The 14,171-nt window shown below is 36.7% G+C and carries 13 protein-coding genes and 2 pseudogenes; 10 read left to right on the top strand and 5 right to left on the bottom strand.

What is annotated here, in order from left to right:
• Nucleotides 1-53 precede the first annotated feature (53 nt).
• The 9 genes from RV17_RS11365 (at nt 54) to RV17_RS11325 (ending at nt 9,675) form a co-directional block, all read left to right on the top strand.
• Nucleotides 54-1,073 (top strand): LacI family DNA-binding transcriptional regulator, encoded by a 1,020-nt coding sequence (locus tag RV17_RS11365; protein ID WP_071869268.1) that lies wholly within the window; start codon nt 54-56, stop codon nt 1,071-1,073.
• A 126-nt stretch (nt 1,074-1,199) separates the two neighbouring features.
• Nucleotides 1,200-2,060, top strand: coding sequence for an ABC transporter permease (locus RV17_RS11360; protein ID WP_197485188.1), 861 nt, complete (start codon nt 1,200-1,202; stop codon nt 2,058-2,060).
• A 16-nt stretch (nt 2,061-2,076) separates the two neighbouring features.
• Nucleotides 2,077-2,991: a carbohydrate ABC transporter permease gene (locus RV17_RS11355; RefSeq protein WP_067480314.1), complete on the top strand. Its 915-nt coding sequence runs from the start codon at nt 2,077-2,079 to the stop codon at nt 2,989-2,991.
• A 12-nt stretch (nt 2,992-3,003) separates the two neighbouring features.
• The gene (locus RV17_RS11350; protein WP_067480317.1) at nt 3,004-4,647 is read left to right on the top strand and encodes a type 2 periplasmic-binding domain-containing protein; all 1,644 of its coding nucleotides are present in this window, start codon (nt 3,004-3,006) and stop codon (nt 4,645-4,647) included.
• A 315-nt stretch (nt 4,648-4,962) separates the two neighbouring features.
• Nucleotides 4,963-5,589 carry a DUF624 domain-containing protein gene (locus tag RV17_RS11345; RefSeq protein WP_071869267.1) on the top strand — a complete coding sequence of 209 codons (627 nt, stop codon included), beginning with the start codon at nt 4,963-4,965 and terminating at the stop codon, nt 5,587-5,589.
• Nucleotides 5,590-5,593: 4 nt separating this feature from the next.
• Nucleotides 5,594-6,526: an ROK family protein gene (locus RV17_RS11340; protein WP_067480322.1), complete on the top strand. Its 933-nt coding sequence runs from the start codon at nt 5,594-5,596 to the stop codon at nt 6,524-6,526.
• 223 nt (nt 6,527-6,749) lie between these two features.
• Complete coding sequence (gene murA / locus RV17_RS11335; RefSeq protein WP_067480325.1) at nt 6,750-8,021, top strand: UDP-N-acetylglucosamine 1-carboxyvinyltransferase; 1,272 nt, start codon at nt 6,750-6,752, stop codon at nt 8,019-8,021.
• A complete protein-coding gene (gene rho, locus RV17_RS11330; RefSeq protein ID WP_067480328.1) occupies nt 8,018-9,313 on the top strand; it encodes a transcription termination factor Rho in 1,296 nt (431 codons plus the stop codon). The genes murA and rho overlap by 4 nt, the downstream gene beginning before the upstream one ends.
• A 98-nt stretch (nt 9,314-9,411) precedes the next feature.
• Nucleotides 9,412-9,675 (top strand): type B 50S ribosomal protein L31, encoded by a 264-nt coding sequence (locus RV17_RS11325; RefSeq protein ID WP_071869266.1) that lies wholly within the window; start codon nt 9,412-9,414, stop codon nt 9,673-9,675.
• Nucleotides 9,676-9,706: 31 nt separating this feature from the next.
• On the opposite strand, the pseudogene RV17_RS13835 reads toward RV17_RS11325, so the two are convergent.
• The 5 genes and pseudogenes from RV17_RS13835 to RV17_RS11295 all read right to left on the bottom strand — a co-directional run bounded on the left by RV17_RS13835 (nt 9,707) and on the right by RV17_RS11295 (nt 13,493).
• Nucleotides 9,707-10,930: pseudogene (locus RV17_RS13835) on the bottom strand (tyrosine-type recombinase/integrase).
• Nucleotides 10,931-11,024: 94 nt separating this feature from the next.
• Nucleotides 11,025-11,243, bottom strand: a complete 219-nt coding sequence (locus RV17_RS11310) for a DNA-binding protein (protein ID WP_071869264.1) — start codon at nt 11,241-11,243, stop codon at nt 11,025-11,027.
• A 4-nt stretch (nt 11,244-11,247) separates the two neighbouring features.
• A pseudogene (locus RV17_RS11305) lies at nt 11,248-12,068 on the bottom strand (rolling circle replication-associated protein).
• A gap of 207 nt (nt 12,069-12,275) precedes the next feature.
• Complete coding sequence (locus tag RV17_RS11300) at nt 12,276-12,626, bottom strand: hypothetical protein (RefSeq protein WP_071869263.1); 351 nt, start codon at nt 12,624-12,626, stop codon at nt 12,276-12,278.
• A 402-nt stretch (nt 12,627-13,028) separates the two neighbouring features.
• Nucleotides 13,029-13,493, bottom strand: a complete 465-nt coding sequence (locus RV17_RS11295; protein ID WP_071869262.1) for a helix-turn-helix domain-containing protein — start codon at nt 13,491-13,493, stop codon at nt 13,029-13,031.
• 124 nt (nt 13,494-13,617) lie between these two features.
• Here RV17_RS11295 and RV17_RS11290 point away from each other — a divergent pair, with 124 nt between their 5' ends.
• On the top strand, nt 13,618-14,103 hold the full coding sequence (locus tag RV17_RS11290; RefSeq protein ID WP_071869261.1) for a hypothetical protein: 486 nt from the start codon (nt 13,618-13,620) through the stop codon (nt 14,101-14,103).
• The last annotated feature ends 68 nt before the right edge of the window (nt 14,104-14,171 follow it).

Below are 14,171 nucleotides of genomic sequence, written 5' to 3'. Positions count from 1 at the left end.
AGACTTCTTTACTTATTTAAGAAAAATAAAAACGTTTTTATTTGGAGGGAGTTATGAAAGAACGAATAACTATTCGTGAAGTTGCTCAAGAAGCGAATGTCTCAATTGCGACTGTTTCAAAAGCATTGAATAATGTTGATGTGGTAACACCAAAAACAAAAGAAAAAGTCCTGACTGCGGCTAAAAAACTGCATTATACACCGAATTTATTTGGTAAAAATTTAAAAGCAAAACACACCAATATGATTGGCTTTTATACGCATACGATTATCGGTCCTTACTTTAGTACCCTGATCGAAGCAATCGTGAAGGAAGCGGAACAGCATCGCTATGGTGTGAACGTAATTATTTCTTCCGATAAAAAGGTGCTAAGCTCGCATCTATTAGGAAATATGGTTGATGGGTTTATCGGATTTGAAGATCTGATTGATGATGAAGCACTAGGTACGATTCAGTCAGAAGGAATCAAAGCTGTTTTTATGGATCGAGAAATTGAGGATCAAAGTATCAGTAGTGTGGTCTTTTCTTCTCGAAAGGCTGGAAAATTAGCGACACAGTATTTAATTGAAAAAGGACATCAAAAAATTGGGTTTTTACCCGGACATCCAGGTGTCTATGATAGTGATGAACGTTATTTAGGCTTTGAAGAGACCATGAAGGAAGCTGGATTGACAATTAACGAACAGTGGATTATCCCAGGATTATTTGAAGAAAAAGCTAGTTTTAACAATATGACACAGTACTTAAACATGCAAGAAAAGAACAGCTGGCCTACAGCGTGGATTGCTGGAAATGATTTAAGTGCAATCGGCGTTATCAAAGCAATCGAAGGGTTAGCAATGTCGGTACCAGAAGATTTTAGTGTGGTTGGGTTTGATGATATTGAATTACTTCGTTATTTCAAACCAAAGATATCGACGATTCGGAATCCGATTCGTGAGCAGGGACGTCAAGCAGTTATTGAACTATTGCATTTGATTGATAACCAAAAAACTGGTGAGAATAAAAGTTTAGACTGCCAGTTGATTGCGGGAGAAACAGCGAAAGAGTTGCGTAACAAACACGAAAGTTAGCGTAATAGATTTAAAAGGAAAAACAACGAGGAGGAAGATCAGTTGGAAGCAAAAGTAAAACCAACACTAAACGTTCGTATCAAGAAGTGGTTTCGAAATTTTGGTCGCCAGTGGCAATTACAATCGATGGCGATTCCAGGTATTGTCTACATGATTATATTCAGCTTTATTCCCATCTATGGCTTAGTGATTGCTTTTAAAAATTATACAGTGATTGATACGATTGAAAGTGCACAATGGGTGGGACTGGAAAACTTTAAAATTATTATGGAAGATAAATATTTCTGGCAATCAGTGGTCAATACGTTAGGAATTAGTGGCTTAAAACTAGCTTTTGGTTTTGTCCTACCGATTATTATTGCGGTGATGATTTATGAATTAAGAGACAGCGTCTTTAAACGGACGATCCAAACGATTTCTTACTTACCACACTTCCTTTCTTGGATTATACTCGGTGGGATGTTGATTACTTGGTTTTCTTCTAACGGAATGATTAATGAACTTTTGAATTTCATTGGTATCCAAGCGAAGCAAAACCATATGTTGGATGCAGGAAAATATTGGTGGATTGCTTCTTTATCTGATGTGTGGAAAGAAGCCGGGTGGGGAACGATTTTGTACCTTGCGACGATGTCACGAATTGATCCCACGTATTACGAAGCAGCAAAAATGGATGGTGCCACTCGAATGCGTCAAATTTGGAGTATCACGATCCCGATGATCCGAAATATTATTTCTTTAAACTTGATCCTTAGTGTAAGCGGTTTATTTAATTCGAATTTAGATCAGACATTGGTTTTAATGAACTCACAAAATCAACCCAAAGCAGAAGTAATCAATTCATATGTTTATCGAGTTGGTTTAATGCAGGGAGATTTTTCTTACGCCACGGCTGTTGGATTAGGTATTTCAATCATTTCAGTTATCTTACTGGTTGCAACGAATATCGTAACTAAGAAATTAAACGATAATCAGTCCGTTTTATAAGAAAGGAGTAAAGACGATGGAAAAAAGAAAATTATCTTTATCAAAACCCAAGAGTAACGTTGTACAAGACAAAGACAGTAAGATCTTTAACTTTGTCAATGTCTTGCTCTTGCTAGTTTTCACAATCATGATTATCGTACCTGTTTGGAATATTGTTGCTTCCTCTTTTGCTTCAAGTGATGCTTTGGCAAAAGGAGATTTTGTCTTTTGGCCTTCGGAAATCTCGATGGATAACTATCGCAAAGTGCTTGGCGATTCCTCTATGTGGCAGGCATTGATTATCTCGATTGGAAAAACGGTTCTTGGTGTGTTAGCACATACGGCTTTTTGTGCAATTATGGCCTATGCTTTGTCTAAGCGCAATTTAAAAGGCCGCAATCTTTACTCGACAATGGGAATTATTACGATGTTTTTCTCAGGGGGAATGATCCCAACCTATTTATTAATCAAATCGTTAGGCCTGTTGAATACTTTTTGGGTTTATATTATCCCAGCGTTGTTGTCATACTATGATGTTATTATTTTAATGAATTTTTTCCGTGATGTACCGACTTCACTAGAAGAGTCAGCAAAAATTGATGGCGCAAGCGATTGGGGCGTTTTCTTAAAAATTTTTGTGCCATTATCAAAGCCAGCACTTGCAACAATTGCCCTCTTTCACGGTGTCTGGCAATGGAATGATTTCATGACAGCAAAACTGTATGTTACGGATAAAGCACTCTATCCATTACAAATGAAACTTTATGAAATCATTACACAATCTCAGGCAGCCTCACAGCAAGGATTGAATGCTGCTGTTGAAATCAGTACTACATCTAAAGGAGTACAGTTGGCAACGATCGTTGTTACGACCGTTCCAATTTTAATCATTTATCCATTGCTACAAAAACATTTTATCTCAGGCATGATGCTTGGGGCAGTCAAAGAATAGGAGGAATAATCAATGTTTGGAGTCTCAAAGAAAAAGGTCGTAGGTATGTTGGCATTAACGAGTACGGTGTTACTAGCTTTAGGTGCTTGTGGTAGCGGCAAAGAGGAAGCATCAGCAGATAAAACAGTAGAACTTCCCTCAATTGAAGATCGCTATACACCAGAGAAAGATACACCTGCTTGGAAGTTAGATAAAAAAGAAGAGGCAACGAAATTAACTTGGTATGTCAATGCCGACTGGTGGAATACTGAATTTGGGAAAGATATGGTGACAAAAAAAGTAAAAGAAGACTTGAATATTGATATTAAATTCATCACAGGTGATGACACAAAATTAAATACTTATTTTGCTGGTGGTGACATGCCAGATATCGTGACTGTCTTTGATTCAAATTCACAAGTAGCTAGAAAAGCCAACTCTTGGGCGCTTCCATTACAAGATCTAGCTGAAAAGTATGATCCATATTTCAATCAAGTGGCACGTCAAGAAACATTAAACTGGTACAAACTCTCAGATGGAAAATCTTATGGCTATCCAGATTATTCAAATGTTCAAGCAGATTTTGACAGTGGTGATATTTTTGCCCGTGATGCGTTCATTATTCGAAAAGATGTCTATGAAGCAATTGGCAAACCAGATTTCACTACACCAGATGGTTTTGTTGCTGGAATGAAGAAAATCAAAGAACAGTTTCCTGAATTGATTCCGTTTGGATTTAATGACTTTGCCAAAGATGGTTCATCCAATGGTTCAATGGATAGTGTGGTTCAAGATATGCTGGGTGTTCCTTATACAGATGGTGATGATTACTACGATCGTAATTTAGACGAAGATTATATCAAATGGGTCAAAGCATTCCGCCAAGTCCATGAAGATGGAAATATCTCGGATGACACGTTTACTGATGATGGTGATAAATTCAAAGAAAAATTACAAACTGGAAAATATGGCGCTGTAATGATTGGTTCATTTGTTAACCAAGGTATCCCGCTGCAAACATTTAAAGCTGCTAATCCTGATTCTGAATACATTGCAGTTGATGGAATTCAAAGCACCAAAGGAAATGATCCAACGTTAACACAGGCAGGTATCTCTGGTTGGATGATCAACTATATTGGTAAAAATTGTCAAGATCCTGCAAAAGCAATCCAATTATTTACTTATTTGCTAAGTGATGAAGGCGAAATGTTAACGAACTTTGGGATTGAAGGCGAAACTTATACCAAAGATGGTGATAAAGTACAATGGACAGATGAAGCAAGAAAAATTCAACAAGAAGATCCAGAAAAGTGGCAATTGGAGTATCGAATGGGTGAATTTATCCAGTTTGGTCATGACCGTTTTAAAGCAATGAACGATGATTCCTACGTTGATGCAGTTAAACAAATGCAACAATGGGGAGAAGGCAAACTAACTTCTCAATTCTTAACGGAAAATATTGGACCAGATGCTGGAAGTCAAGAAGCGCGTGCCTTAAGTGCCATCCAAACAAACTGGAGTACAACATTGGTTGGTATGTTACGTGCCAAAGATGAAAAAGAACTAGATGATTTATTAGCTAAGTACAAAACGTTCCAAGAAGAAAACAAAATCGATGATGTGAATAAAGTTCGTAATGAGAAAATTCAAGAGAATAAAGAAAAATTAGCGATGTAATCTTTAAAAATAAAAAAGAAGTCTTAAATAAAAAAGAGCTTCTCAAAAATGTACGCATCAATTTTCGAGAAGCTCGACTTCTTTTTGAAAAAGGAGTCTGTGAACACCTACGAAATAAACAGAGTTCGTTCAAATAAGCTAGCTGAATGACGGCTAAAAATGTTCAAAGAATCAAAATAAGTGCCATAGTTTTGAATTGAGGCGAAATGACTGAACTACCTTGTGACGAAAAGTTAAAACGCGAGCAACGAAACATTTCTAATCTGTGACCATCTTTTTGATTTGTATGAACAGGATTATTCAGGAGGGAAAAAAATGCAAAAAATTTTTAGTACAGAAGGTAAAATCTACGAAGGAATGCAACGAATTTATCAAGTGCTATTATTGACGATTATTTTTATACTTTCCTGTTTACCAGTACTCACAATTGGTGCGGCGATGGCTAGTGCTTATGGGACTGCTTATAAAATGGTCGATCATAGAGAAGGTGTCTTGTATAAAGAATATGTTCATCAGTTTAAACAAAATTTTGTTCTGGCAACGAAAATGTGGTTGCTGATTTTGGGTGTGAGTAGTGGTGTTTTTTTTCTGTTGCCTTTCATTCAACCGTTATTGATTGGAAATAAAATTGCCTATTATTTAGTAATGTTATTTGTCACATTACTTGTTTTGATGGGATTATATCTGTTTCCGTTAATTGCTCGTTTTGAAAATAATTTAACAGGAACATTGGTCAATGCTTGCATCTTATCACTAAAACATTTACCAAGTAGTATCCTGTTGTTTTTTATAACAATTGGTGGAGGGATAATGCTGCCTCTTTATTTGCCAAGTTTATTATTTGCATGGCTCTTTTTAGGAATCGGCACGATCATTTTTATCAAAGCAAAGTTATTGTTGGGCGTTTTTCATTCGTACGAGAATTTAGAAGAGGGAAGTTGATCATATGTATGTAGGATTTGATATTGGTGGAACGACTGTCAAATATGGTGTTCTAGATGAAGTTGGGAATATTTTAGAAAAATCTGCAATTCCAACAAATTATCAGTTGGCAGACTTTTTGGTTGAGCTAGATACAATCGTGAAAGATGCTCAAAAACGATATGAAAAAATTGAGGGGATTGGTATTAGTGCGCCAGGTATTATCCAAGAAGATGGATACATGCTTACTGCTGGTGCAATTAGACCTTTTTATGGAGCCAATATCAAAATAGAACTGGAACGACTAACTGGCTTGCCTGTTTCTATCGAAAATGATGCGAATGCCGCAGCGATTGCAGAACATTGGATTGGGAATGCACAAGGGCTAGAAAATTATTTATGCATTGTTTTAGGAACAGGTATTGGCGGAGGAATCGTGCTCAATGGGGAAGTTTTTCGAGGCGCTCATGGGATGGCTGGCGAATTTGGGTGGAGTATCATTGATCACTTACCAGCAGAAGGCGATATCGAAGAAGTTTCGTGGAACAAACGAGCAGCAACCGTTGGCGGTCTCTGTTATCAATATAATTTGAGCCAAAAAAAATTAGATGCAGCTGCACCAATGATTTTAGATGCTCGAGAAATTTTTCAAAGAGAGGCAGAAGGAGAAGTGCTGGCAATCAATATAGTAGAACAATTTTTAACAGATCTATCTGTGGGAATGTTGAATCTGATTAGTTTTTTTGATCCAGAACTGATTTTATTTGGTGGAGGAATCAGTTCCAACGAGGAATTTAATCAACGATTTCAAAAACGTTTGGAAGAAGTGATGAATCGTCACGAATCAATTCATTATCTTAAAAACAAAACGATTGCTGCTGTTCGCCCAGCTAAATTGCAAAATGATGCAGGCATGATTGGTGCTGTTTATCAAATTCATCGTCAAGTGACAAAGTGAATAAAGCACTTGATTATTCAAAGAATGTTTGAGAAAAAATAGTTCAAATTACTAAATAGAAAGTAGGCTGGAAAATTATTTTTCAGTCTCTTTTTTTTGTAAAAAAGTGGTCGAAAGGGACAATAAAAAGTTGTTTATGTGTAGATATGATCCCAAGCTTTTGAAAAATGACAGTCTATGGTAAAATTAGCGAGTATGAATAAATTAAGAATAGGTGGATTTTATGAAGAAAATCGTTATCAATGGTGGCCGTTCACTAACAGGTGAAGTAACGATTAGTGGGGCAAAAAATAGTGCTGTGGCATTGATTCCGGCGGCTATTTTAGCAAATTCCCCAGTGATTTTAGAAGGTGTCCCTGATATTCAGGATGTCCATTCATTAATTGAAATTTTAGAAATTATGGGTGCAAAGATTACTTTTTCAAATAACGTATTAGAAATTGATCCAACAGAAATCGTATCTGTGCCAATGCCAAATGGGAAAATCAATAGTTTACGTGCATCGTACTATTTTATGGGAACATTATTAGGAAAATTTGGTGAAGCTGTAGTTGGCTTGCCTGGTGGCTGTTATTTAGGTCCGCGACCAATTGATTTACATGTTAAAGGATTCGAGGCGCTAGGCGCACAAGTTACAAATGAACATGGCGCAATGTATTTGCGAACTGAAAATGGCCAAATGCAAGGAAATCGAATTTTTATGGATGTTGTTTCTGTAGGTGCGACAATCAATGTCATGCTTGCGGCAGTAAAAGCAAAAGGCCAAACAATCATTGAAAACGCGGCTCGTGAGCCAGAAATTATTGACGTTGCGACATTATTGAACAACATGGGTGCAAACGTTCGTGGTGCAGGTACGGACATTATCCGTATCGACGGTGTTGATGAATTACATGGTTGTCGTCATTTCATGATTCCTGACCGAATTGAAGCGGGAACGTACTTAGCTCTTGCAGCAGCTGCAGGAGATGGAATAAAAGTAAAAAACGTTATTTATGAGCATCTTGAAAGCTTCATTGCTAAATTACAAGAAATTGGTGTCAAAATGAAAATCAGTGAGGACGAGATTGAAGTCTATCCGGCAACGGAGTTGAAAGCTGTGAATGTGATGACTTATCCATATCCAGGTTTTGCGACAGATTTGCAACAACCATTGACGCCATTATTGTTAATGACATCTGGCACCGCAGAAATCATTGATACGATCTATGCCAAGCGTGTCAATCATGTACCTGAGCTAGCGCGAATGGGTGCAGACATTTCAGTTGAAGGAAACATGATTATTATAAATGGTCCAAGTAAGTTACATGGGGCAGAAGTTGTGGCATCTGATCTTCGGGCAGGAGCTTGTTTAGTTATTGCTGGGTTGCTAGCAGAAGGAACGACGACAATTTATAATGTCGAATATATTTTACGTGGCTATGATCATATTATTGAAAAGTTGACTGCTTTAGGTGCATCAATTGAAATGATTGAGGAAGTGGAGGCCGAATGAGCGATTATTTGACAATGGCGGAGCTGGAAAATAAAACGTTAAAAGAAATTTACAGCTACGCAAAGGATTTTAAAATTCCTTATTACAGTAAAATGAATAAAAAAGAACTCGCACTCTCTGTCATTCGTGCACAAGCAGAAAAACAAGGATTCTATTATATGGAAGGAATTTTAGATATCGTAGGACAAGATGGGTATGGATTTTTACGTCCAATTAATTATGGTCCCAGTGTAGAAGACATCTATATTTCTGCTTCACAAATTCGCCGTTTTGGTTTGAGAAATGGGGATAAAGTTGCCGGGAAAGCCCGCCCACCGAAAGAATCAGAACGTTATTATGGCTTGATGCATGTTGAAAGTGTCAATGGAAAAGACCCAGAAGAAGCGAAAGAGCGCCCTCATTTTCCAGCACTAACACCTCTTTATCCACAAGAACAGTTAACGTTAGAAACGACTACTAATCGATTATCCACACGAATGATTGACATTTTTTCTCCTGTTGGTTTTGGTCAACGTGGATTAATCGTTGCTCCACCTAAAGCAGGGAAAACAACGGTTTTAAAAGAAATTGCAAATGGTATCACTGAGAATTATCCTGATGTTGAATTGATTGTTTTATTAATTGATGAACGACCAGAAGAAGTGACCGATTTGGAGCGTAGCGTAAAAGGTGATGTGGTGTCTTCAACGTTTGATTTACAACCACAGAATCATACGCGTGTCGCGGAATTAGTTTTAGAACGTGCAATGCGTTTGGTTGAAGATAAGCGAGATGTTGTCATTTTAATGGACAGTATCACGCGACTTGCCAGAGCCTATAACTTAGTTGTTCCGCCAAGTGGTAGAACTTTAAGTGGAGGGATTGATCCAGCTGCGTTGTACAAACCAAAGAAATTTTTTGGAGCGGCACGTAATATCGAAGAAGGCGGGAGCTTAACGATTCTAGCAACTGCTTTAGTCGATACGGGTAGTCGAATGGACGATGTCATTTACGAAGAGTTCAAAGGAACGGGAAATCTTGAACTCCAATTGTCACGTGAATTGGCAGAAAGAAGAATTTTCCCAGCAATCGACATCAAAAAATCAGGAACTCGTAAAGAAGAGTTATTGATTCCAAGTGCGCAATTAGAAGAAATTTGGAAGCTACGGAAAAATATGATTGGTGATTCTTTGGAATACACTGAGCAATTGATTCGTTTCTTACGAAAAACGAAGAACAATCAACAATTTTTTGCGGAGTTTCAAGATGTTTCCTTTGGTAAGAAAAATCAAATGAGAAATCAAAAAAGATAATTGCAACCTTGAATGAAACATGATAAGATGTTACTGTTGTAAATCGACAAATCAACTCTGGTTCAGCAAATGAAGCAGGGCAAAGGAGCGAAAAAACTATGAAAGCAAACATTCATCCAGATTACCATCCAGTAGTATTCATGGATTCAACAACTGGTTTCAAATTCTTGTCAGGTTCAACAAAATCTTCACAAGAAACAGTTGAATGGGAAGACGGTAATACATACCCAGTAATCCGTGTCGAAGTAACTTCTGACTCACATCCATTCTACACTGGACGTCAAAAATTCACACAAGCAGACGGACGTGTGGACCGTTTCAACAAAAAATACGGTCTCAAAGATACAAACGCTGCGGAATAATCAAAACATTGTTAAATCAACGTTTAGCAGACTATCTGATAGGGATAGTCTGCTTTTTTTCGCTTTTGACCATACTTTTGACCCTCTGTAAATTTCCTTGTTTTTCCTCTGTGGAACTCATGAAATCCGCAAAACGATTTGCGGTTTCTTCTGTCTGCCTTTTCGTGACATGGGTGTAGATATCCATAGTCGTTTTAATATCTGTATGTCCTAACCGAACTTGAACTTCTTTAAGAGAAGCTCCGGATTCAAATAGCAGACTACAATGAGTATGACGAAAACCATGAGGTGTGATACGTTTTAAGTTATTCTCTTTAATAATAATTTTCAAGTTGTGATTTACATAGTCTAAATAAAGCGGTTTGTTTTCTTCTGATACAAATAAGAGTTGTTCACCGTTCTTTGCCGGTTTAATTCCCATTTTTAAAAAATATTCTTTTTGCTTTAATTGCCATCGTTTTATTACTTGTAAGGTTTCAGAGTCTATCGAGATTGTTCGAAGGCTCTTTTCTGTTTTGGGAACTTGGAATTTGATTTCCCATTTATCACAAGTAGCTAAAGTTTGTTTGACAGAGAGTGTGTTTTTCTCAAAATCAATATCTTTCCAACATAAGGCTAATAGCTCACCTTTTTGTAACCCGGTAAAAGCTAAAATCCGGAAAATTGGATAAATTGGATTAGGATAGTTTTTAGCAATGTCAAGGAATTCCAATAGTTCTTCTTTTTCATAGTAAGGTGCTGCATACCGTTCTTCGTCAATTTTTTTCTTACGTTTAGGGTGAATCACAGCATCCATAGGGTTACTTCGAATGAGCCGTAAACTCTAAGCATACTTGAAAACGGATGAAGTTAAACCAATCAAGTTGGAATATTTTTTGTAATAGCTATACCAGTGGTTTACCTGTTTTTGACAATAAGGAATTGAAATCCTTGAGATTTTCAAATTTCTAAAAAGAGGAAAGATGTGCTTTTTATAAGCCAATTTTTGGGCAACGTAGGTACTTTCACGAACCGTATTTTTATATTGCTCAAACCACTCATCTGCCAATTCTGAAAAAAGACGTTGTGAATTTGTTACCGCATCATTTTCTTCTACTTGCACCATCAAGCGATTATAAGTCTTCTTAGCTTCTTGTGGTGATTTAAAACCACGTTTGGTGGTGTATTTCTTTTTTCCTGTAACCGGATCAATGCCAAGATGTGCTTTAAACATATAGGCGATTATCCCATTTTTCTTTTTATATTTTTTGATCATAATTGTCTCCTTTGATTCACTCGCCAGTATATCAAAGAGAAGATTTGCTCCTTTCTTATCGGTATCATAGACAGCGGAAACAGGTAAGTCAAGGTTAGATTTTTAGACTATCTAAAAATAGTTTTACATCTTCACGATCAAAGCGGGTTTCTTTACCAAAAGGAATGACTTTTAACCCATGATCAATCCAATTATTGAGGCGAGTATCACCAATCTTTAGTTGTTGTTTTTCTTCCTCAATTCGTTGCTTCGTTAATTGAACAAGTTCGTCAATTATTTCTTGATTAAGTTCGATTGGTACATTAACTGTCATATTTTTACCTACTTTCTTTCGAAATTCTTTTTTTTATTTTTGTATAGCGAACAGTGATTTCTTGAAAATCCATCACTTGTTTATGAGATACTTATTGGTATAAAGTACGTCTTGATTGGTGGCATCAAAAGGTTGATCCACGAGTAGCTTTGTAACGCTGGGCACTTTGAGGTTGCGAGATTTGAAGAACGCTTTTTTCTTATGCTCTTTCAAATCTAAAGCCTTATCGAAGTACTTGCTGATGTAGCGCCCACGATTTTCGATACTATCGACATCAATCTTGTTGATTTTGACAAATCCATGTCCCCAGATAGTAGTAAGACGATTGACGGATATAAAGGGAAAGTCAAATAGGATGATATGGTAATGGATAGCACCTCGTTCTTGTTTTTCCCACGTGGCAAGGTATTTTAGATTTGCTTTTTTTGTATGATAGAGTTCGTAGTTTAGTCGTTTGATAAATTTTTTGAATTCATTATTCGCATAGACAATGTCTTGAATGTTTTCTCTGAAAGTGAGGGTTAAAAATTTTGTCTGATTGTCAAAGTTCATATCCACGAGTCGGGCAATTTCAAAGCGCATATTTTGATAGTATTTTTGTTTTCGTTTTAAGCTGTCGTATTGCCCTTGAGCAGATAGGTCATCATAGTTTCTTCCTTTATCAGTAGTCGTATTTTCTTCTTCATAAAGCCAGGCTAATTCTTTTTTTCGTTTTGGGCTGGTTTCATTTTTGTCTGCTTTTTGTTTAGGAGTAATGATTGCTTCATAATCATAAATTTCAAGGTACGTGGGAGTTTCAATGATTTTCTGATTATAAGCTTTCAAAATCATCACTCCTTGATGTGTGTGTATTCAGTTGTCAAAGAATCATCATTTTTCGCCTGATGTTGTTCTATAAATCAAGTTAAGGGGAAGTCCTGCAAAGCGGTCCTTCCAGCCTATGTGTTTATTGGGCGGTCTTAACGGACAGAAGCGGCTCTATGGCGCTGCCCCGCCGTTTCGTCCTAACCGCCCAACAAACCCATAGGAAAATTAGTTTTGCGTAGGGTTACCTTGCTTTTTCGGAATCAAAGTTGCCGCATCTGCCGTGGCTGATAAGCCGTAACTAACGAATTGACCATTTGATCGTCCCCAAGGCGCAATCACTAAATTGGCAAATGTAACCATGGCTAAACCTTGTTGGATAAGTTCTTCCGGAGTAATCACAGGATTTTCAGATTTGACTTTGACACTGATTTTCTCGTAGCGGAGTTTAGGTAGGATACATTCGTAACTCCAACCTAGAATTTCCCCATCTTTTTGCCAGCGAGTAACATTGACGATTTGGTATTCTTTTTCGAGTTTTTCTTTTGGTAAGGTGAGATCGTTGATTTTAATTGGCATAATAGCCCTCCTTAGTTATATGTTGAAGGGTTTCATAGAATGTTGGTAGCTACCTTTCTTTTCTTCCTTCGTTAATAAAAACAATTTAAATTTGCTTTTTGATACTAATTTATTCATTTTTCATCAAAAACTTAGATAGCTATCTGACTACCCTTCATTATTACTACAATTTGGGAGGGGCATTTTTCGAAAAAAGGGGGGAGACATTTTGATTGTAAGAGTTTCTTAAGCTTTTATATCCTCAATAAGGTGAAGGACATGGTATTCCCTTTTTTGTAAAACTTAAAAAAGACGTGTAGACGAACCGGGCTTTGCGTTGCTAGCCGATCTGTTTACACGTCTTCAGAATTTATTTTAGTGATTTTTAGAAATTACGATGACAGCAGGAGAAAATTATCTAATTTACAGATAAGAGAAAATAGTTAAATCAGATATTACCAATACAATTATTACTAGGTTAATAGCCGAGAGGAAAATTCCGAATTTTGAATAGAATCTATATTGTTTCTCGCTCAATCCAATTTTATATTCATTTACCAGATATAATAACCCGAATGCAGCAAGTGGAGTTAAACAGGATGCTAACGTCAATAATTTGAGAAGTGAAAGCTTTTGATTGTCCAAAGATACTGTTTGTGGTTGCTTAGCTTCATAGATAGGAGACGCATCTGTGATAGTATCTCCATCAATTAAATAACTAACCGTAACCTTAAAAAAACTTGCTAGTAGATGTAAATTTTCCATATCTGGTTGAGAATATCCTCGCTCCCAATTTGAGATTGTCTGCCTAGAAACTTTTAGTTGTAGCGAAAGTTCTTCTTGAGTCAAATTATTTTTTTTTCGTAAATTACGTAATCTATTTTCCATTTTTTATCCTCCAAAATGCAATTCCAAATAAATGTCAAAGGATTTTGACAGTAAATTATAGTGATATCATCGATAATTTCATTGTAACTTCAAAACCAATTTTATCATATTAGGAGGATGTACAATGAAAAAAAATTTTGCAACTAAAGGAGGGGTAGTATTAGTTTTATCATTAATCTTAGGACCTACTTTGACACCACTAACTACCTTCGCAGCAGAAATAACGGATAATCAAAAAATTGACTATTCAGAATCTCAAAAAGAAAAAAGTGATATAAAAGAACAATTTAATTTATCTGAACGTTATCTAGATTCAATTGATAAAACTCAATCTTTTGAATTGAATCCTGAGCAACAGGATAAATTAGATAAACTGATTTTTCAACATGATAAGGTACGTTTCTTTGGTGTTGATGATGTATTAGCATTAATCGCAATAGCTGGAGTAGGATATGCAGCGGGACATTGGGCAGCGAAAGAGGCTCATAACAGGTTCGGTTTGACAGCGGCCAGCTATAAAAAAGACAGATGGTGGTGGAGAGCCGGAATTTCTGCTGCGGCTGGAATTCCGGCTGCGGTTGGATTTGACGACTATTTTTATGGAATTTAAACGAAATATAAAACTAAGGCTTCGAGTGTTTCAGGTGTTTTTTCTGTTACTGATGATTATTTCATTGC

Origin of the sequence: Enterococcus thailandicus (assembly GCF_001886265.1) — a bacterium.
GTDB lineage: Bacteria > Bacillota > Bacilli > Lactobacillales > Enterococcaceae > Enterococcus_B > Enterococcus_B thailandicus.
Note: the sequence above shows the minus strand (reverse complement) of the source record. Positions and strands in the feature narration are given on the sequence as shown.